At 65.9% G+C, this 19,831-nt stretch carries 18 protein-coding genes; 12 read left to right on the top strand and 6 right to left on the bottom strand.

Annotated features, from left to right (window positions below):
• The first annotated feature begins 34 nt into the window (after nucleotides 1-34).
• From PSEWESI4_RS23230 to PSEWESI4_RS23220, 3 genes are all read left to right on the top strand, one after another.
• Nucleotides 35-712, top strand: coding sequence for a transglutaminase-like domain-containing protein (locus PSEWESI4_RS23230; protein ID WP_187673610.1), 678 nt, complete (start codon nucleotides 35-37; stop codon nucleotides 710-712).
• 181 nt (nucleotides 713-893) lie between these two features.
• Complete coding sequence (locus PSEWESI4_RS23225) at nucleotides 894-1,826, top strand: ABC transporter ATP-binding protein (protein WP_187673609.1); 933 nt, start codon at nucleotides 894-896, stop codon at nucleotides 1,824-1,826.
• Between the two features lie 11 nt (nucleotides 1,827-1,837).
• A complete protein-coding gene (locus tag PSEWESI4_RS23220) occupies nucleotides 1,838-2,617 on the top strand; it encodes an ABC transporter permease (protein ID WP_187673635.1) in 780 nt (259 codons plus the stop codon).
• A gap of 96 nt (nucleotides 2,618-2,713) precedes the next feature.
• Here the strand turns inward: PSEWESI4_RS23220 and fusA are convergent, their stop codons facing one another.
• Entirely contained in the window at nucleotides 2,714-4,759 is a 2,046-nt protein-coding gene (fusA, locus tag PSEWESI4_RS23215) for an elongation factor G (RefSeq protein ID WP_187673608.1), read from the bottom strand.
• A 184-nt stretch (nucleotides 4,760-4,943) separates the two neighbouring features.
• Here fusA and PSEWESI4_RS23210 point away from each other — a divergent pair, with 184 nt between their 5' ends.
• Entirely contained in the window at nucleotides 4,944-5,969 is a 1,026-nt protein-coding gene (locus tag PSEWESI4_RS23210) for an efflux RND transporter periplasmic adaptor subunit (protein ID WP_187673607.1), read from the top strand.
• Nucleotides 5,966-9,028: an efflux RND transporter permease subunit gene (locus tag PSEWESI4_RS23205; protein ID WP_187673606.1), complete on the top strand. Its 3,063-nt coding sequence runs from the start codon at nucleotides 5,966-5,968 to the stop codon at nucleotides 9,026-9,028. Before PSEWESI4_RS23210 ends, PSEWESI4_RS23205 begins: the two co-directional genes overlap by 4 nt.
• A gap of 519 nt (nucleotides 9,029-9,547) precedes the next feature.
• Here PSEWESI4_RS23205 and PSEWESI4_RS23200 read toward each other — a convergent pair.
• Nucleotides 9,548-10,906 carry a heavy metal sensor histidine kinase gene (locus PSEWESI4_RS23200; RefSeq protein WP_187673605.1) on the bottom strand — a complete coding sequence of 453 codons (1,359 nt, stop codon included), beginning with the start codon at nucleotides 10,904-10,906 and terminating at the stop codon, nucleotides 9,548-9,550.
• Nucleotides 10,903-11,583 (bottom strand): heavy metal response regulator transcription factor, encoded by a 681-nt coding sequence (locus tag PSEWESI4_RS23195; protein WP_187673604.1) that lies wholly within the window; start codon nucleotides 11,581-11,583, stop codon nucleotides 10,903-10,905. The genes PSEWESI4_RS23200 and PSEWESI4_RS23195 overlap by 4 nt, the downstream gene beginning before the upstream one ends.
• A gap of 204 nt (nucleotides 11,584-11,787) precedes the next feature.
• Between PSEWESI4_RS23195 and PSEWESI4_RS23190 the strand changes: the two genes are divergently transcribed.
• From PSEWESI4_RS23190 to queF, 4 genes are all read left to right on the top strand, one after another.
• Nucleotides 11,788-12,342 (top strand): cupredoxin domain-containing protein, encoded by a 555-nt coding sequence (locus PSEWESI4_RS23190; RefSeq protein ID WP_187673603.1) that lies wholly within the window; start codon nucleotides 11,788-11,790, stop codon nucleotides 12,340-12,342.
• The gene (locus PSEWESI4_RS23185; protein ID WP_187673602.1) at nucleotides 12,339-13,970 is read left to right on the top strand and encodes a copper resistance system multicopper oxidase; all 1,632 of its coding nucleotides are present in this window, start codon (nucleotides 12,339-12,341) and stop codon (nucleotides 13,968-13,970) included. The genes PSEWESI4_RS23190 and PSEWESI4_RS23185 overlap by 4 nt, the downstream gene beginning before the upstream one ends.
• A complete protein-coding gene (locus PSEWESI4_RS23180; RefSeq protein ID WP_187673601.1) occupies nucleotides 13,957-14,658 on the top strand; it encodes a copper resistance protein B in 702 nt (233 codons plus the stop codon). Before PSEWESI4_RS23185 ends, PSEWESI4_RS23180 begins: the two co-directional genes overlap by 14 nt.
• A 205-nt stretch (nucleotides 14,659-14,863) precedes the next feature.
• Nucleotides 14,864-15,694 (top strand): NADPH-dependent 7-cyano-7-deazaguanine reductase QueF, encoded by an 831-nt coding sequence (gene queF, locus PSEWESI4_RS23175; protein WP_187673600.1) that lies wholly within the window; start codon nucleotides 14,864-14,866, stop codon nucleotides 15,692-15,694.
• Nucleotides 15,695-15,782: 88 nt separating this feature from the next.
• Here queF and PSEWESI4_RS23170 read toward each other — a convergent pair whose 3' ends face one another.
• Both PSEWESI4_RS23170 and PSEWESI4_RS23165 read right to left on the bottom strand, forming a co-directional pair.
• The gene (locus tag PSEWESI4_RS23170) at nucleotides 15,783-16,046 is read right to left on the bottom strand and encodes a DUF4404 family protein (RefSeq protein ID WP_187673599.1); all 264 of its coding nucleotides are present in this window, start codon (nucleotides 16,044-16,046) and stop codon (nucleotides 15,783-15,785) included.
• Between the two features lie 145 nt (nucleotides 16,047-16,191).
• Nucleotides 16,192-16,596 (bottom strand): acyl-CoA thioesterase, encoded by a 405-nt coding sequence (locus PSEWESI4_RS23165; RefSeq protein WP_187673598.1) that lies wholly within the window; start codon nucleotides 16,594-16,596, stop codon nucleotides 16,192-16,194.
• A 114-nt stretch (nucleotides 16,597-16,710) separates the two neighbouring features.
• Here PSEWESI4_RS23165 and PSEWESI4_RS23160 point away from each other — a divergent pair, with 114 nt between their 5' ends.
• Nucleotides 16,711-17,415 (top strand): MlaA family lipoprotein, encoded by a 705-nt coding sequence (locus PSEWESI4_RS23160; RefSeq protein ID WP_187673597.1) that lies wholly within the window; start codon nucleotides 16,711-16,713, stop codon nucleotides 17,413-17,415.
• 165 nt (nucleotides 17,416-17,580) lie between these two features.
• Here PSEWESI4_RS23160 and PSEWESI4_RS23155 read toward each other — a convergent pair whose 3' ends face one another.
• Nucleotides 17,581-17,871, bottom strand: coding sequence for a PilZ domain-containing protein (locus PSEWESI4_RS23155; protein WP_187673596.1), 291 nt, complete (start codon nucleotides 17,869-17,871; stop codon nucleotides 17,581-17,583).
• Between the two features lie 210 nt (nucleotides 17,872-18,081).
• Between PSEWESI4_RS23155 and rssB the strand changes: the two genes are divergently transcribed.
• Together rssB and rssC are read left to right on the top strand one after the other, a co-directional pair.
• A complete protein-coding gene (rssB, locus tag PSEWESI4_RS23150; protein ID WP_187673595.1) occupies nucleotides 18,082-19,266 on the top strand; it encodes a two-component system response regulator RssB in 1,185 nt (394 codons plus the stop codon).
• 21 nt (nucleotides 19,267-19,287) lie between these two features.
• Nucleotides 19,288-19,770 carry an anti-sigma factor antagonist RssC gene (gene rssC, locus PSEWESI4_RS23145; protein ID WP_187673594.1) on the top strand — a complete coding sequence of 161 codons (483 nt, stop codon included), beginning with the start codon at nucleotides 19,288-19,290 and terminating at the stop codon, nucleotides 19,768-19,770.
• Nucleotides 19,771-19,831: the final 61 nt, after the last annotated feature.

The following is a 19,831-nucleotide window of genomic DNA, read 5'->3' as shown; positions in this document are numbered from 1 at the left end:
CGCTAGACTGGCCCCTGAGCCACAGGAGACTCCCATGCGCGAATACCTCGAACCCGGCCGCTTCGTCGACAGTGACCATCCCCTGGTGATCGAGTTCGCCGAGCGGCACCGAGGCTCCAGCGCCGATCCGCTCGAGCAGGCGGTCAGCCTGTACTACGCGGTACGCGACGGTATTCGCTACAACCCCTACAGCTTCAGCCACGAGCCGGGCAGCCTGAAGGCCAGCCATGCGCTGGAGGCCGGCGAGTCCTATTGCGTGCCCAAGGCGCTGCTGCTGGCCGCCTGTGCGCGGCATTGCGGGATTCCCGCGCGCATCGGCCTGGCCGACGTGCGCAACCATCTGGCCACCCCGCGCCTGCTGGAGCTGTTGCGCAGCGAGGTGTTCGCCATGCATGGCTACACCGAGCTGTACCTGCGCGATCGCTGGGTGAAGGCCACGCCGGCGTTCAACCGGGAGCTGTGCCGCGCCTTCCGGGTGGCGCCACTGGAGTTCGACGGGCTCAGCGACAGCGTGTTCCACCCGTTCAACGACAACGGCGAGCGCTACATGGAGTACCTGGCCGACCATGGCCAGTTCGCCGACCTGCCCCTGGAGCTGTTCTTCGCTCACCTGGAGCGCTGCTATCCGCACCTGTTCGCGGCCGAGTCGTCGTTCATGCTGAGCGGCGACCTGCAGGCCGAGGCCCAAAGCATGAGCCGGATCGATAGTTAATATCGGTATTCGGGGGCTTTTCTCCCGGGCGGTAACTGGTAGGGTGCGAGGCACGACCTTACCGGTGCGTTCCAGCGCGCGCGGCCCGACCGTGCGATCATTTACGTCTGAAACAGACGGTTGCAATTACCCGTCTCAACCCTTATCTAGGCCACTTCCTTTCGTTGAGTACCTGCCTCCCATGAGTTCCGCCCTGTCCATCCGGCAGTTGACCAAGACCTACGGCAACGGCTTCCAGGCACTGCACGGCATCGACCTGGACGTCGCCGAAGGCGACTTCTTCGCCTTGCTCGGCCCCAACGGCGCTGGCAAATCGACCACCATCGGCATCCTCTCCACCCTGGTCAACAAGACCAGCGGCACGGTCAACGTGTTCGGCCACGACCTGGACAAGGAACCCTATGCGCTCAAGCGCTGCCTGGGCGTGGTGCCGCAGGAGTTCAACTTCAACCAGTTCGAGAAGGTCTTCGACATCGTCGTGACCCAGGCCGGCTACTACGGCATTCCGCCACGGCTAGCCAAGGAGCGCGCCGAGCAGTACCTGACCCAACTCGGCCTGTGGGAGAAGCGCGACTCGGCTTCCCGCGAGCTGTCCGGCGGCATGAAGCGGCGGCTGATGATCGCCCGCGCGCTGGTGCACCAGCCGCGCCTGCTGATCCTCGACGAACCCACCGCGGGGGTGGACATCGAGCTGCGCCGCTCGATGTGGACGTTCCTCACCAGCCTCAACAAGCAGGGCATCACCATCATCCTCACCACCCACTACCTGGAAGAGGCCGAGCAGCTCTGCCGCAACATCGGCATCATCGACCACGGGCGGATCGTCGAGAACACCAGCATGAAGGAGCTGCTCATGAAGCTCCACGTGGAGACCTTCCTGCTCGACCTGCGTGATTCCCTGCGGGTGGCGCCACAGCTCAACGGCTACCCGACGCGCCTGGTCGACCACCACACCCTGGAGGTGCAGGTGGAGAAGACCCTCGGGCTCAACGGCCTGTTCTCGCAACTGGCGGCGCACGATATCCAGGTGCTCAGCCTGCGCAACAAGACCAACCGCCTGGAGGAGCTGTTCGTGTCCCTGGTCGAGAAGAACCTGTCGAAGGTGGCGGTATGAACACGGAGCTGATCAATTCGGAGCTGCGCGCCAACTGGATCGCCCTGGGCACCATCGTCTACCGCGAGGTTCGCCGCTTCCTGCGCATCTGGCCGCAGACCCTGCTGCCGCCGGCGATCACCATGGTCCTGTACTTCGTGATCTTCGGTAACCTGATCGGCCGGCAGATCGGCGACATGGGCGGCTTCAGCTACATGGAGTACATCGTCCCCGGCCTGATCATGATGTCGGTGATCACCAACTCCTATGGCAACGTGGTGTCGAGCTTCTTCGGCAGCAAGTTCCAGCGCAATATCGAGGAACTGCTGGTATCGCCGGTGTCGGCGCACACCATCCTGCTCGGCTTCACCATCGGCGGCGTGCTGCGCGGGCTGGCGGTAGGGCTGATCGTCACCCTGTTGTCGCTGTTCTTCACCCAGTTGCAGGTGCACCACCTGGGGGTGACGGTGATCGTGGTGCTGCTCACCGCGACCATCTTCTCCCTCGGCGGCTTCATCAACGCGGTGTTCGCGCGCAACTTCGACGATATCTCGATCATCCCGACCTTCGTGCTGACGCCGCTGACCTACCTGGGCGGGGTGTTCTATTCGATCAGCCTGTTGCCGCCGTTCTGGCAGACGGTATCGATGGCCAACCCGATCCTGCACATGGTCAACGCCTTCCGCTACGGCATCCTCGGCGTGTCGGACATCCGCATCGGCGTGGCCATCGGCTTCATGCTGGTGGCGACCGTGCTGCTCTACCTGTTCTGCGTGCGGCTGCTGGTCAGCGGGCGTGGGATGCGGCAGTAAAGACCGCAGGGTGGGCCGGGCGGCGCTCCGTTTCAGCCCACCAATGAGGGTTCGAACCCGGTTGGTGGGCTGAAGCCCACCCTATGGAGAGCTGCGTCAATCCTCTTCCTGAACCGCCTTGTGCGCTGCCGCCAGGCGTTGCTGCACGTCCTGCGGCACTCGGTCGTAGTGGTCGAGCAGCATGCCGTAGGCGCCCTGGCCGGCGGTGATCGACTTGAGCCGGCCGGCGTAGCCTTCCAGCTCGGCCAGCGGCACCTGGCCACGGATCAGCGCCAGGCCCTGGGATAGCGGCTCGGTGCCGAGCACCTGGCCACGGCGGCCGATCAGGTCGGTGGTGATGTCGCCGATATTCGCTTCCGGCGCCGTGACCTCGATCGCCACGATCGGCTCCAGGGCGATGCAGCCGGCTTCGCGCAGGCCATCGAGCATCGCCTTGCGCCCGGCGGACTGGAAGGCGATGTCCTTGGAGTCAACCGGGTGGTGCTTGCCGTCGTAGACGGTGACCTTGACGTCCACCACCGGATAGCCCGCCAGCGGGCCGCTTTCCAGCACCGAGCGCACGCCTTTTTCCACCGAGGGGATGAACTGCGAGGGAATCACGCCGCCCTTGACCTCGTCGACGAACTCGAAGCCGGCACCGCGCGGCAGCGGTTCGACGCGCAGGAACACCTCGCCGAACTGGCCGGCGCCGCCGGTCTGCTTCTTGTGCCGGCTGTGGCCTTCGGCCGGGCGGGTGATGGTTTCCTGGTAGGGCACGCGGGGAGGGCGGGTCTCCACGTCCAGCTTGTAGTTGCCGGCCAGGCGGTCGAGCAGGTAGCGCAGGTGCAGCTCGCCCATGCCGCGCAGCACGGTTTCCTGGGTGGCCGGGCGGTAGTCGAGCTTGACGCAGGGATCCTCGGCCTGCAGGCGGGCGAGCACTTCGGCGATGCGTTGTTCGTCGCCACGGCGCTTCGCCTCGATGGCCAGGCCGAGCATCGGTTCCGGGAAGTCCAGCGGCTTGAGGCGGATCTGGTCCTCGTCGTGGGAGTCGTGCAGCACCACGTCGAACTCCACCTCGTCGACCTTGGTCAGGGCGCCGAAGTCGCCGGGGATCAGTTGCGCTACCTCCTCGTGGCGCTTGCCTTGCAGGCGCAGCAGGTGGCCGAGCTTGAACGGCTTGCGGCCATCGCCGACGAACAACTGCATGTCACGTTGCAGGGTGCCCTGGTGGACGCGGAAGATGCCGAGCTTGCCGACGAAGGGGTCCATCACCACCTTGAACACATGGGCCAGCACATGGCCCTGCGGGTCGGGTCGCGAGCGGAAAGGCCGCGCCTCGGCGCCTTCGCCCTTGAGGAACAGCGGCGGGTTGCCTTCTCTGGGGTTGGGAGCGAGCCGGGCGAGGATATCGAGCAACTCGCCGACCCCGGCGCCGGTGCGCGTGGAGACGAAGCACAGGGGGATCAGGTGGCCCTCGCGCAACGCCCGCTCGAAGGGCTCGTGAAGCTCCTCCGGGCTGATCTCGCCCTGTTCCAGGTAGCGCGCCATGAGCTCTTCGTCGACTTCCACCACCTGGTCGACCAGGGCTTGGTGGGCTTCCGCCACCGAAGAGAAGTCGGTGTCCCCATCCGGCTCGAAGAAGCAGTCCACCACCCGGCTGGCGCTGTCGGCCGGCAGGTTGATGGGCAGCACCTCCTTGCCGAACGCTTCGCGCAGCTCGGCGAGCACGCCGGGCAGGTCGACCCGCTCGGCGTCGATCTTGTTCACCACCAGCAGCCGGCACAAGCCGCGCTCGCCGGCCATGGCCATCATCCGCCGGGTGGTCAGCTCGATGCCGCTCTGCGCATTGACCACCACCAGCGCGGTCTCCACCGCGGCCAGGGCGGCGATGGCCTGGCCGATGAAATCGGGATAACCGGGGGTATCGATCAGGTTGATCTCGGCGCCGGCGTGATTGCAGCGTGCCAGCGCCGAGGTTAGGGAGTGGCGGTATTCGCGCTCCAGCGGGTCGAAGTCGCAGACCGTATCGCCACGTTCCAGGGAGCCCATGCTGCCGATGGCGCCGCTGCGGTGCAGCAGCGCCTCGACCAGGCTCGTCTTGCCGCTGTCGCCCTGGCCGACCAGGGCGACCGTGCGGATGTCTTCGACCGAGTAGTTCGCCATGACCACCTCCGCTCACCGAATGTCTTGCAGTATAGGCAGCCGGCCGGAGCGGCCCGCGATCCGGCGGTCATGGAGGCCTTTGAGAAGCTAAAACAGTGCGTTACGCATTCGGGTTCAGGGATATCTCGTGATTGACGCATTCGGCAGGCATACTGCCTTGATCCCTTTGCCACAGAGGTCTTCCATGTCCGCCCGTTCCTGTCTTTGGTTGCTGGCTGCATTGTTGCCGATCGTCGGTTTCGCCCAGGAGAACGGGCTGGCGCCGCTGGTCGAGATCGCCGAACCGCAGCGCGCCCTAGTCCGCGACGAGCTGATCACCTTCGGTTCGCTGCGTTCCGACGAGTCGGTGATGATTCGCCCGGAGATCGAGGGGCGCATCGCCGCCGTGCACTTTCGCGAAGGCGAAGCGGTGAAGGCCGGGGAATTGCTGGTCAGCCTGGACGACGCCATCACCCGTGCCGAACTGGCCCAGGCCCGGGCCAACCTCGACCTGGCGGAGAAGAACTACCAGCGCGCGCAGATGCTGTTCCAGCGCGGTGCCAGCAATGCCCAGGCCCGGGACGAGGCGCAGTCCCAGCAGCAGGCGATGCGCGCCAGCCTGGCACTGGCCCAGGCGCGGCTGGACAAGACGCAGATACGCGCGCCCTACGACGGCGTGCTCGGTCTGCGCCAGGTGAGCATCGGCGACTACCTCAGCGCCGGCCAGGACATCGTCAACCTGGAAGTGCTCGACCCGCTCAAGGTGGATTTCCGCGTCCCCCAGAAGGCGGTCAGCCAGGTTCGCATCGGCCAGCCCATCGAACTGTCCCTGGACGCCTATCCGGGCGAGCGTTTCCGGGGCGAGATCGTCGCCCTCAACCCGCGCCTGGACGAGGTCGGCCGCAGCCAGGCGATCCGCGCGCAGATCGCCAACGCCGACTTCCGCCTCAAACCCGGCCAGTTCGTCAAGGTGTCGGTGATCCTCGCCGAGCGCCCGGCGGCGCTGCTGATTCCCGAGGAAGCGGTGATGCCCATGGGGCAGTTGCAGTTCGTCAACCTGGTGGTGGACGGCAAGGTGGAGCGCCGGCAGATCCGCATCGGCCAGCGCCAGCGCGGCAAGGCCGAGGTGCGCGAAGGGCTGCAAGGCAACGAGTGGGTGATCACCGCCGGCTGGCAGAAGGTCGAGCCGGGCGACGAGGTGCGCACCGTGGAGCGGGGTGAGGGCGCATGACACTCTCGGACATCTGCATCCGCCGGCCGGTATTCGCCACGGTCCTGTCGCTGGTCGTGGTGCTGCTGGGCCTGATGGCCTACCAGCGGTTGACGGTGCGCGAGTATCCGAACATCGACGTGCCGATCGTCACGGTCAACGTCGTCTATCCCGGCGCCAGTCCGGAGATCATGGAGTCCCAGGTGGCGCAGCCCATCGAGGACGTGCTCTCGGGCATCGAGGGGCTGGACTTCGTCGCTTCCATCAGTCGCTCGGAGAACACCCAGATCACCGCCCAGTTCCGCCTTGGCACCAACTCCGACGAGGCGGCCAACGACGTGCGCGACCGCCTCGGCCGGGTGCGCAGCCTGCTGCCGGACGAGATCGACGAGCCCATGGTGCAGAAGGTCGAGGCCGACGCCCAGCCGGTGATCTGGATCGCCTTCTACAGCGAGCACCACTCGCCGATGGAAATCACCGACGTGCTGGAGCGAGTGATCCAGGACCGCCTGCAAACCATCCGCGGCGTTTCCGAAGTGTTGATCCGCGGCGCGCGCACCTACGCCATGCGTATCTGGCTGGCCCCGGAGAAGCTGGCCGCCCACGACCTCACCGTGCAGGACGTGGAAGACGCCCTGCGCCGGCAGAACGTGGAGATTCCCGCCGGGCGCATCGAGTCGGTGCAGCGCGAGTTCACCGTGCTGTCGGAAACCGACCTGAAGACCCCGGAGGAATTCAACGACCTGATCCTCGACGACTCGCGTGGCTACCTGCTGCGCCTGTCCGACGTCGGCCATGCCGAGATCGGCGCCGCCGACGAGCGTACCGTGGTGCGCTTCAACGGTCGCCCGGCGGTGACCCTGGGGCTGATCAAGCAGGCCACCGCCAACCCGCTGGAAATCTCCGACGGCCTCAACGCCGCGATGCCGGAAATCCGCGAGCTCCTGCCGGAAGGCATGCAGATGGCGGTGGCCAACGACAACTCGCTGTTCATCCGCGAGTCGATCAAGAACGTCTACGCGACCATCTGGGAAGCGGTGGTGCTGGTCATCCTGATCATCTTCCTGTTCCTTCGCTCGCTGCGCGCCACGCTGATCCCGCTGGTGACCATTCCCGTGTCGCTGATCGGCGCCTTCGCCCTGATGGCGGCGATGGGCTTCACGGTGAATACCCTGACCCTGCTGGCCATGGTCCTGGCCATCGGCCTGGTGGTGGACGACGCCATCGTGGTGCTGGAGAACATCCACCGGCACATCGAGGAGGGCATGAAGCCGCTCGAGGCCGCCTACAAGGGCAGCCGCGAGATCGTCTTCGCGGTGATCGCCATGACCCTGACCCTGGCCGCCGTCTACGCGCCGATCGGCTTCATGCAGGGCACCACCGGGAAGCTGTTCACCGAATTCGCCTGGACCCTGGCCGGGGCGGTGCTGGTTTCCGGCTTCGTCGCCCTGACCCTGTCGCCGATGATGTGCGGCCGCCTGCTCAAGCCCCATGTGCCGCAGGAAAAGCACAATTTCCTGTACAACCTGATCGAAAGCTTCCTGCACAACCTGACCTACAGCTACCGCCACCTGCTGGAGCGTGTGCTGCGGCACTGGGGGCTGGTGGTGCTGGTGCTGCTCGGCATCCTGGTGATCTGCGCCTGGCTGTTCAGCAGCCTGCGCAGCGAGCTGGCGCCCACCGAGGACACCGGCACCATCGTCGGCTCGATCCGCAGCCCGGACGGCGCCACGGTCGGCTATACCAGCCGCTATGCCCGGCAGGTGGAAGAGGCCTACGCATCGATCCCGGAAACCCACCGCTACATGGTCATCGTCGGCTTCCCCACGGTGTCGCAGAGCATCTCGTTCATGAAGCTGACGGACTGGAGCGAGCGTGCGCGCAACCAGTTCGAGATCCGCGACGAACTGCTGCCCAAGCTGCGCGACGTCCCCGGTGTGCAGGCCTTCCCGATCAACCGGCCGCCGCTGGGGCAGAGCGCCCGCACCCAGCCGGTCAACTTCGTCATCCGCAGCTCGCTGGAATACGTGGAGTTGCAGCAATACGTCGACCAGTTGCTGGCCAGGGTGCGCGACTATCCCGGCCTGGAGAGCGTGGACACCGACCTCAAGCTGAACACGCCGCAGCTCAAGGTGACGGTCAACCGCGAGCAGGCGGTGGCGGTGGGTACCGACGTGGCGACCATCGGCCGCAGCCTGGAAAGCCTGTTCGGCAGCCGCCAGGTTACCCGCTTCAAGCAGAGCGGCGAGCAATACGACGTGCTGGTGCAACTGGCCAACGTCGACCGCAGCAACCCGGACGACCTCAACCGCGTCTACGTGCGCGGCCGCGACGGCAGCATGGTGCAGCTTTCCAACCTGATCGAGGTGCGGGAAACCGTGGCGCCACGTGAGCTGAACCACTTCAACCAGTTGCGTGCGGTCACCATCAACGCCAACGTTGGCTCCGGCTACACCCTGGGCGAGGCGCTGGAGTACCTGGAGAACGCCGCCGAGGAGGTGTTCCCGGAGGACACCCAGTTCGACTACACCGGCATCTCGCGCGACTTCAAGGCGTCGGGCAGCGACGTGGCGCTGACCTTCGCGCTGGCCCTGGTGTTCATCTACCTGGTGCTGGCGGCGCAGTTCGAGAGTTTCAGCGACCCGCTGATCATCCTGTTCAGCGTACCGCTGTCGATGGCCGGCGCCTTGCTCGCCCTGACGCTGTTCGGCGGAACCCTGAACATCTACTCGCAGGTGGGGATGGTCACCCTGATCGGCCTGATCACCAAGCACGGCATCCTCATCGTCGAGTTCGCCAACCGCCTGCTGCGCGAGGGCAGGGAGCTGCACGAAGCGGTGCTGGAAGCCTCGGTGCAGCGCCTGCGGCCGATCCTGATGACCACCGGGGCGATGGTCCTCGGCTCGCTGCCGCTGGCCCTGGCCAGCGGCGCCGGCGCGGAAAGCCGCCAGCAGATCGGCCTGGTGATCGTTGGCGGCCTGCTGGTCGGCACCTTCTTCACCCTGTTCGTGGTGCCGACGCTGTACCAGTTGCTACGCCGCTGGCAGCCGATCCGCGCGGAAGAGCCGGCGCTGGCCTGACGGCAACCCTCTCCCCCAGCCCCTCTCCCATGAATGGGAGAGGGGAGCCGAGCGTGCGTGCTTGGTAGCCCGGATGAGAACCAGGAAGCAGAGCTGCCGGAGCCCCGGATTGCATCCGGGCTACGTGCACGGACAACCCCCTCTCCCTCCGGGAGAGGGTTGGGGTGAGGGGCTGAGCCGTCCGGCAGACGATGACCCTCTCTCCCAGCCCCTCTCCCATGAATGGGAGAGGGGAGCCGAGCGTGCGTGCTTGGTAGCCCGGATGAGAACCGGGAGGCGGGGTTGCCGGAGCCTTGGACTGCATCCGGGCTACGAGCACGGACAACCCCCTCTCCCTCCGGGAGAGGGCTGGGGTGAGGGGCTGAGCCGTCCGGCAGACGATGACCCTCTTCCCAACTCTCTCAGGGGGCTTTGAAGTTGTTTCCCTGCACTCCGAACTGTCAGCCACAGTCACCCCTCTCCCATGAATGGGAGAGGGGAGTCGATCGTGCCCGCCCGGTAGCCCGGATTGCATCCGGGCTACCGGGGAAACTCCATCACGAACCGCGTCCAGCCCTCCGCCGACTCACAACGAATCTCCCCACCATGAGCCCGCACGATGGAGCGGGTGATAGCCAGCCCCAGCCCTGCATGTTCGCCACGACCTTCGCGGCGGGCCGGGTCGATGCGGAAGAAACGGTCGAACAGGCGCGGCAGCAGCTCGGCGGGGATCGCCGGGCCGCTGTTGGCCACTTCCAGGCGCACACCCTGTGCATCTTCGGCGACTGCCACGCGAACCTCGCCGCCCGGTGGGGAGAAGCGCAGGGCATTGTCCAGCAGGTTGCTCAGGGCGCGCCGCAGCATGCCGCGATCCGCCGCCAGATGGCCCTGGCCGGTGCGCACCAGGCGTACGTCCTGATCCTCGGCCAGCGGCTGGAAGAACTCCAGCAGCGCGTCCAGCTCGTCCTGCAATGCCAACCGCTCGCGGTTCGGGGCCAGCAGTCCGTGTTCGGACTTGGCCAGGAACAGCATGTCGTTGACCATCTGCGCCAGCCGCTGCAGCTCTTCCAGATTGGCGTGCAGCGTCTCGCGGTAGGCCTCGGCGTCGCGGGGCTGGGCGAGGGTCACCTGGGTCTGGGTCAGCAGGTTGGACAGCGGCGTACGCAGCTCGTGGGCGATGTCGGCGGAGAACGCGGAAAGCCGCGTGAAGCCGTCCTCCAGGCGTTCCAGCATGGCGTTGAAGGCGCGGATCGGTTCGGCCAGCTCGGCCGGCGCGCCGGTTTCGTCCAGGCGCCGGGTCAGCGACCGGGCGGAAATGCCGCTCGCCACCTCGGCCATGCGATGCAGCGGGCGCAGGCCGCTGCGTGCCGCCCAGGCGCCGAGCAGCGCGGTGGCCAGGGCGCTGAGGCCGACGGTCAGCCAGATCAGCCGCTGCATGCGTTGCAGGAAGTGCTGGTGGTGGGTGATGTCGAGCAGCAGGCGCAGGCGCGGCGAGTCGGTCTGGCCTTCGCGCAGCGGCGCTTCGAGCACCCGGTAGTCGGTATCGCCGGAATGCCAGGCATGCAGGTCGCCGTGGGCGCCGGGCGATTCGGCCGGTGCATCGTCGCTGGCGAACCACAGGTCTCCGTCGGCGCCGAGTATCTGCAAGGCCTGGTCGGGATGGCGGCGCAGTTCGGCTTCCAGCGCCGCGCGTCGTTCGGCCAGCCCGGCAGGGGTGTCGAGGCCGGCGAGCAGGTTGCGCAGCACGTCCAGCCGGCCGGCCAGCAATTGCTGGTCCAGCTCGACGAAATGCGCCTCGCTGGCGCGGTCGAACAGCACCCCGGCGAGCAGCGACACGGTGGCGGTACAGGCGGCGAACAGCAGGGCCAGGCGGCCGGCCAGCGACAGGCGTCGGCTCATCCGGCGCGTTCCTCCAGCACGTAGCCCATGCCGCGCACGGTATGGATCAGCGGGACGGCGAAGCCCTCGTCGACCTTGGCGCGCAGGCGGCGGATGGCGACCTCGATGACGTTGGTGTCGCTGTCGAAGTTCATGTCCCACACCTGCGAGGCGATCAGCGACTTGGGCAGCACCTCGCCCTGGCGCCGCAGCAGCAGCTCCAGCAGGGCGAATTCCTTGGCGGTCAGGTCGATGCGCCGGCCGCCGCGCTCGGCCCGCCGACGCAGCAGGTCGAGGCACAGGTCGGCCGCCTGCAACTGGGTGACCGGCGCGCCGCCGCTGCCACGCCGCAGCAGGGTGCGCACGCGGGCCAGCAGCTCGGAGAAGGCGAAGGGCTTGACCAGGTAGTCGTCGGCGCCCAGCTCCAGGCCGTGCACGCGGTCCTCCACGGCGTCGCGGGCGGTGAGGAACAGCACCGGCACGCCGAGGCCGGCCTCGCGCAGGCTGTGCAGGATCTGCCAGCCGTCGCGGCCGGGCAGCATCACGTCGAGGATGATCAGGTCGTGGTCGCCGCTCAGGACCAGGTGCTGGCCTTCGATGCCGTCACGGGCCAGCTCGACGGCGAAGCCGGCCTCGCTGAGGCCCTGTCGCAGGTACTGGCCGGTCTTGGGTTCGTCTTCGACGATCAGCAGTTTCATTGGATTCCGTTCGCATTCTGTAGGAGCCAGCTTGCTGGCGATCGGTGTTTCGGGAGAGCGATGGGTGTCTCCTGGCGCCCGAACATATACCGCGTTTGGCTTCCGGAGCGCACTTTCCTGACAGGTTTGTAATCTTCCGGTCAGCCTGACGCCAGCCGCACCCGGCCAGGATAGTCATATCGACCACCGACCGGAGTTCCTCTTATGTCGCTGCGCCTCCTGCCACTGCTGGCCGCCGTTTTCGCCGCTTCCGCGTTCGCCGATGCGGGTCACTACAACTTCGGCCATCCGGCCAAGCCCGCCGAGGCGACCCGCACCGTCGAGATCACCCTGGGCGAGATGTACTACGAGCCGGCCAGCGTGCAGGTCAAGGCCGGCGAAACCGTGCGCTTCGTGCTGAAGAACGAGGGCAGCCTGTTGCACGAATTCAGCCTCGGAGACGCCGCCGCGCATGCCGAGCACCAGAAGCAGATGCTGATGATGCAGCAGATGGGCATGCTCACCCCGACCGAAATGAAGCGCGACATGCCCATGGACCATGGCCATATGATGGATCACGGCCAGATGGGCCACGGCATGGACAGCGCCGAACACGCGGCGATGATGAAGCACGAGCACGCCAACAGCGTGCTGGTCGAGCCGGGCAAGAGCGCCGAGCTGACCTGGACCTTCACCCAGGCCACCGGCCTGGAGTTCGCCTGCAACATTCCCGGCCACTACCAGGCGGGCATGGTCGGTAACATCGAGATCGGCCAATGAGGCGTGTTTGTCTGGCTGCCGGACTGCTGGCCGGCAGCCTGGCCGTGCAGGCCGGTAGCTACGACCTGGTGATCGACGAAGGTGAGCTGCACCTGAGCGACGGCAGCCGCCCGGCGCTCACCGTCAACGGCCAGACGCCAGCGCCGGAGCTGCGCTTCAAGGAAGGCGAGGAGGTGGTGCTCAACGTCACCAACCGCCTGGATCGCGATACCTCCCTGCACTGGCACGGCATCATCCTGCCCTATACCCAGGATGGCGTGCCGGGGATCAGCTTCCCCGGCATCAAGCCGGGCGAGACCTTCACCTACCGCTTCCGCATCGAGCAGGCCGGCACCTACTGGTACCACGCCCACAGCGGCTTCCAGGAGCAGGAAGGGCTGTACGGCCCGCTGGTCATCGAACCCAGGGGCCGCGAGCCATACCGCTACGACCGCGAGTACACCCTGGTGCTGTTCGACTGGCAGGACGAAAAGCCCGAGCGCACCCTGGGCAACCTGAAAAAACAGGCCGACTACTACAACGACCAGCAGCAGACGCTCGGCGACTTCCTGCGCGATGCCGGGCGCGACGGCTTCTGGGCCACGGTCAAGGACCGCTGGGCCTGGGGCGGCATGCGCATGGCCAAGACCGATATCGCCGACGTCACGGGCTTCCGCTTCCTGGTCAACGGCAAGGACGTCGAGCAGAACTGGACGGCGCTGTTCGAGCCCGGCGAGCGCATCCGCCTGCGCATCATCAACGGCTCAGGAATGAGCTACTTCGACCTGCGCATCCCCGGCCTGCCGCTGACCGTGGTGCAGGCCGACGGCAACGACGTGCAGCCGGTGACCGTCGACCAGTTGCGCATCGCCGTGGCCGAGACCTATGACGTGATCGTCCAGCCCAGGGAGGACAAGGCCTACACCCTGTTCGCCGAGTCCATGGACCGGCGCGGCTATGCCCGCGCCACCCTGGCGCCGCGCGAGGGCATGGAGGCCGAGGTGCCGGCGCTGCGCGAGCCGCGCCTGCTGGCCATGGCCGACATGGGCATGGCCCATGAAGGGATGGGTCACGGCGACATGGACCACGCCGCGATGGACCACGACATGCCGGCTGGAAATCCCGACTACGCGCCCGGCAGCGGCATCGCTCCTGAACCGGTGGACGACGGCCGGGTGCTGGTCTACGGCGACCTCAAGGCGATGCGACCGTTCGCCGACTACCGCGCGCCGGACCGCACCATCGAGTTGAAGCTGACCGGCAACATGGAGCGCTACTACTGGTCGTTCGACGACGTGAAATATTCCGAGGCCGAGCCGATCCGCCTGAAATACGGCGAGCGGGTGCGCATCCGCTTCGTCAACCAGACCATGATGAACCACCCCATGCACCTCCACGGCATGTGGATGCAGCTCGACAAGGGCAATGGCCGCTTCAACCCGCTCAAGCACGTAGTCAACGTCGCGCCGGGGCAGACCCTCGACGTCGACGTGCCGGTAGATGCCATGGGCGAATGGGCCTTCCACTGCCACCTGATCTACCACATGGCCACCGGCATGTTCCGCAAGGTGGTCGTCGAGGCGCCGGACGGCGGCACCCAGCCGTTCTATCCAGGACAACGGGAGGAGGGCGGCCATGCGCATCACTGACCTGACCGCCGCCGCCATGCTGGTCAGCCTGCCGGCGCTGGCCATGGACATGGACGACATGCCGGTCGGCTATTTCGCCTTCGACCACCTCGAACAGCGCTTCGCCGGCGACGACCAGCGCCTGGCCTGGGAAGCCGAGGGCTGGTACGGCACCGACTTCCACAAACTGGTGCTGAACAGCACCGGCGAGCGCGATGCCGGCGGGCCGACCGAATCCAGCGAGACCCGGTTGCTCTACCGCCGCGAGCTCAGCGAGTTCTTCGACTGGCAGGCGGGCATCCGCTACGACGACCAGCCGGGGCCGTCGCGCAGCCATGCGGTGCTTGGCCTCAAGGGGCTGGCGCCGCAGTGGATCGAACTGGACGCCAACCTGTTCCTCAGCGAACGGGGCGACCCTTCGCTGCGCCTGGAGGTCGAATACGAGCTGCTGCTGACCCAGCGCTGGGTGCTGGAACCCAAGCTGGAATACGACCTGGCGCTGGGCGACGACCGCGACCTGGACATCGGCGCCGGCGGTAGCACCCTGGAGACCGGCCTGCGCCTGCACTATCGCGTCACCCCGGCCTTTTCGCCCTATGTCGGCTATACGTGGGAGAAGACCTACGGGCGCAGCGGCGGCCTGTTGCGCGCGGCCGGCGAGGACGATGAGGAGAGCGCCTGGGTGGTGGGGCTGCGCTTCTGGCTATAGAGACTTTGTAGGGGCGCCGCGCGCACCGATCCGCCGGGCGACACCTCTCGTTCCCGGCGGAACGCCGTACACGGCCCCGGGTAAACGGTGCGCGCGGCGCCCCCTACGGCTGGGGAACGACCATGGGGGCACACAATGCACGCGGCGCGGCGCATTTGGCGGCGAATCTGTATACACTTGCCGCGTTTTCGCCAGGTCTACCACCATGCAGCATCCCGCCGAACATTCGCCGCTGGGCAAGTCCAGCGAATACATCGCCACCTACAGCCCCGAATTGCTGTTCCCGATCTCGCGGACCAGCAAATGGGCGGAGCTGGGTCTCACCGCGCAGACCTTGCCGTACAAGGGCGTCGACTACTGGAACTGCTACGAGCTGTCCTGGCTGCTGCCGTCCGGAAAGCCGGTGGTGGCCATCGGTGAATTCGCGATTCCCGCCGATTCGCCGAACATCATCGAATCCAAGTCGTTCAAGCTCTACCTCAACTCGCTGAACCAGAGCGTCTTCGACAGCCATGCCGCGCTCGAAGAGGTGCTGGCCAGGGACCTGTCCACCGCCGCCGGGGCGCCGGTCGCGGTGCGGGTGCGCACTCTGGAGGAGGTGGAGGCCGAAGGTGTCGCGCCGTTGCCGGGCATCTGCATCGATGGCCTGGACATCCAGGTCTCCAGCTATGCCCATCCGCAGCCGGAGCTGCTGCGCTGTTCAGCCGGTGCGGCCGAGGAGGCGCTGTATAGCCATCTGCTGAAGTCCAACTGCCCGGTCACCGGCCAGCCGGACTGGGGCAGCGTGGTGGTCGAGTATCGCGGCGCGCGGACGCTGGATCACGCCAGCTTCCTGGCCTATCTGGTGAGCTTCCGCCAGCACGCGGATTTCCACGAACAGTGCGTCGAGCGCATCTTCCTCGACCTGCGGAAGCTGCTCGAACCCGAGCACCTGACGGTCTGCGCCCGCTACGTGCGGCGCGGCGGGCTGGACATCAATCCCTACCGCAGCACCGCACCGATAAGCCCGGACAACCGCCGGCTGGTACGCCAATAAAAAAGTAGCGGCAAGCTGCAAGCCATAAGCTTCAAGTAGAAGCTGAAAAGTGCCACGGAGTTTGCCGCCACACTGATTCGCTTGCAGCTCAGATTCCCATATTCGCCAGGCTCTGCACGATATTGCGCAGGGTGGCGGCAAGGGTCGGGTGATCGACCTCGAAGCGCTCCACCGCCAGGTTGACGCCATCCACCAGGCCGGTGTCGGGCGTGGCCGCTTCCAGATCGAGCTGCAGTTCGATCTGCTTGATCAGGTCCTGCAGATGCTCCTGTTCCTCGGCGGAAAGCGGGGTGCCCGCTTCGAGCTGTTCGCGCAGTTCGTTGAGTTGCTGTTGCAGTTCGCGGGCAGGCATGTGCTTCTCCCTCCATGTATAGGCAAGGCATTGACCCCGTCGCCTGGCGAAAGGTCCGTGCCTGCCTAAAGGTTACTGCATGCCAGGGGCCTTTGCCCGGTCCCGGCCGGTGGGATGGATTGATCTGTATCAGGGTTTTGCGCGTTTACCCTTCGGCGAACAGGGCGCGGACCGAATCCGGCACCGAAACGCTGCGATTGCTCGGGTAGTCGACCCAGACCAGTTTGCAGTGGCCCTCGCCGTACAGGGTGCCGGGGTCCTCGACGATGCTCATGCGGTGCTCGACCACCAGGCTGCTGCGGCCGATCGCGCCGGCGTACAGCTCCACGATCACCGTGGCGGGGTGCTCCACCGCCCGCAGGTAGGTGTGCTGGTTCTGCAGGACCAGCGGGCCGACGTCGCGGAACTCCAGGCCGAGGCTGTCGAACCAGCGTATCCGGGCTTCTTCCATGTACTGGAAATAGATGATGTTGTTGACGTGCTGGCGGCTATCCATGTCGCCCCAGCGCACCGGAATACGGGTAGTGAAGAGCAGATGTTTCTCCGGCATGAAAGGACTCCGCTAGGCTGCCTATTGATGGGGTCGAGGCTTTATACTGCGCGGCCTGATGGCGGCTCAGCGTTGTGGAGGCGTCACACTACTTATTCTCATGGAGAGACTGCAATGCGTTTGCTCGCTGCGAACTGGACTGACAGCCTGGGGCGGGTGCTCGCCTGTCTCGGCCTGGCGTTGTTGCCGATGGCTGCCGGAGCCGCCACCGAGGAAGACCCCTGGGAGGGCTTCAACCGGGCGATCTTCCGTTTCAACGACACCCTCGACACCTATGCCCTGAAGCCCCTGGCGCAGGGCTACCAGAAGGTGACCCCGCAGTTCCTCGAGGACGGCGTGCACAACATGTTCAACAACGTGGGCGACGTCGGCAACCTGGCCAACAACCTGCTGCAGGGCAAGTTCCACGACGCCGGGGTCGATACCGGCCGGCTGATCTTCAACACCACCTTCGGCCTGCTCGGCTTCTTCGACGTCGGCACCAGGATGGGGCTGGACCGCAACGACGAGGACTTCGGCCAGACCCTCGGCGCCTGGGGGGTCGGTAGCGGGCCTTATCTGGTGCTGCCGTTCTTCGGGCCGAGCACCCTGCGCGATGCGCCGGCGAAGATCCCGGACAGCTTCCTCGAGCCCTATCCGTATATCGACCACGTGCCGACCCGCAACGTGATCCGTGGCGTCGATGTGATCGACACCCGCGCCGACCTGCTGTCGGCCGAGAAGATGGTCACCGGCGACAAGTACGTGTTCATCCGCAACGTGTACCTGCAGAACCGCGAGTTCAAGGTCAAGGATGGCGAGGTCGAGGACGACTTCTAGCGCTGGTTCGTTTTCCGGGTCCCCGCGTTCGCGGGGATGACTATCGGATTCGTGTCGCTCCTGCGAACAGGGGGATGAAGATCGAGTCGTGTCATCCCCGCGAACGCGGGGACCCAGTAAACCCGGCAAATAACGCGGGAACCCACCCAATAGCGCAGGGGCGGCTCAGTCCATCGCCACGATGACCAGCCCCAGCGACTGCCGGCCGTCTTCCAGGGCGGCGAGGCGCACCACCTTGGCTTCGACGTCGAGACCCTTGAGCTCGTCGTGTGGGGAGGGGATCACCACTCGCACGTGGTCGCCGATGTTCAGCGCGCAGGATGCTTCCAGTTGCATGCCGCTGCTCGACAGGTCCAGGCAGACCGCCGGGATTTCCCTGCCGGCGTGCAGCAGGGTGACGGGGACTTCCAGGCGCATGCGGATGAAATCGCGCTTTTCGCTGTAGTCACGGTCCATGCGCCAGTCCTCTTTTATATAGGCTCGTGCGGCTCTTATAACCTTCGATTATTCCAAGTGTAAAGGCGCCTCCGCGGCAATCGGTCCGCGCTTGAATCGGGCTCCGGATGGGAGTACCGTCTGCGCCTTGATGTGAACCGAGTACACGCGTTCAGGGGCGCTTCCCCGACGCTTCCGCCAATTTTCCTGGCGCCGTTTGCCTGGTATCCCATGCACAATCCCAGTGCCACGCTGCTGATAATCGATGACGACGACGTAGTCCGCGCAAGTCTCGCGGCCTACCTGGAAGACAGCGGCTTCAGCGTCCTGCAGGCCGCCAATGGCCTCCAGGGACTGGAGGTCTTCGAACGGGAGAAGCCCGATCTGGTCGTGTGCGACCTGCGCATGCCGCAGGTGGATGGCCTGGAGCTGATCCGCCGGATCAATTCCCTGGAGGTCGAGGTCCCGGTGATCGTGGTGTCCGGGGCCGGGGTGATGGGCGACGTGGTCGAGGCCCTGCGCCTGGGCGCCGCCGACTACCTGATCAAGCCCCTGGAAGACCTGGCGGTCCTCGAGCACTCGGTGCGCCGCGCCCTGGACCGTTCCCACCTGCGCCTGGAAAACCGCCGCTACCGCGAGAAGCTGGAAACCGCCAACCGCGAACTGGAGGCCAGCCTGCACCTGTTGCAGGAGGACCAGAACGCCGGGCGCCAGGTGCAGATGAACATGCTGCCGGTCACCCCCTGGGAGGCCGACGACCTGCGCTTCGCCCACCAGATCATTCCTTCGCTGTACCTGTCCGGCGACTTCGTCGACTACTTCCGACTCGACGACCATCGCGTGGCCTTCTACCTGGCCGACGTGTCGGGGCATGGGGCTTCCTCGGCGTTCGTCACCGTGCTGCTCAAGTTCATGACCACCCGGCTGCTCTACGAGTCGCGGCGGGGCGGGCGGTTGCCGGAATTCAAGCCGTCGGACGTGCTCGCCCATATCAACCGCGGGCTGATCAACTGCAAGCTGGGCAAGCACGTGACCATGCTCGGCGGCGTGATCGACCAGGTCGCCGGCACGCTGACCTACAGCATCGGCGGGCACCTGCCGCTGCCGGTGCTGTACCGCGACGGCAAGGCAAGCTACCTGGAAGGCAAGGGCCTGCCGGTGGGGTTGTTCGATGAAGCGACCTATACCGACCTGGTCATGGATATGCCGGAGTCCTTCAGCATTACCCTCTTGTCTGATGGCATTCTGGACCTTTTGCCCGGCGATACACTCAAAGACAAAGAGACGGCTCTACCTGAGCTGGTGAGCAAGGCGGGGGGCACTCTTGATGGTCTACGCCAGGTGTTCGGACTGGGCAGTCTCGGCGAAATGCCGGACGACATTGCCCTGTTGGTGTTGAGCAGAAACCTTGCATGAGCGAGCGCATGAGAGGCGTGCATGAGTACCGGTAGAATTCAATTCGCCGAGCAGGACGGCACCTTCGTCCTCAAGTTTGTCGGTGAAGTGCGTCTGACTCTCTGTTCGGCGCTGGATGCCACCATCGAAAAGATCTTCACTTCGCTGAATTTCAACGCGATCATCATCGATCTCACTGAAACCCGCAGCATCGACAGCACCACCCTCGGCCTGCTGGCCAAGCTGTCCATTCTCTCGCGGCAGAAGATCGGCCTGCTGCCGACCCTGATGACCACCAACGAGGACATCACCCGGTTGCTGGAGTCGATGGGCTTCGATCAGGTGTTCAACATCGTCGACCGGCCGATTCCCTGCCCGGAATGCCTGGACGACCTGCCGTCCCAGGACCAGTCCGAGGATGTGGTGAGGGCCAAGGTGCTGGAGGCGCACAAGATCCTCATGGGCCTGAACGAGTCCAACCGCGAAGCCTTCCACGACCTGGTCAACGCCCTCGAACGGGGCTGATCCGTTCTTCCAAACGAAAACGCGCGCCCGATGGCGCGCGTTTTCGTTTGTCCGTGTGGCG

Origin of the sequence: Zestomonas carbonaria, from assembly GCF_904061905.1 — a bacterium.
Lineage (GTDB): Bacteria > Pseudomonadota > Gammaproteobacteria > Pseudomonadales > Pseudomonadaceae > Aquipseudomonas > Aquipseudomonas carbonaria.
This window is presented reverse-complemented; position numbering and strand designations above follow the sequence as displayed.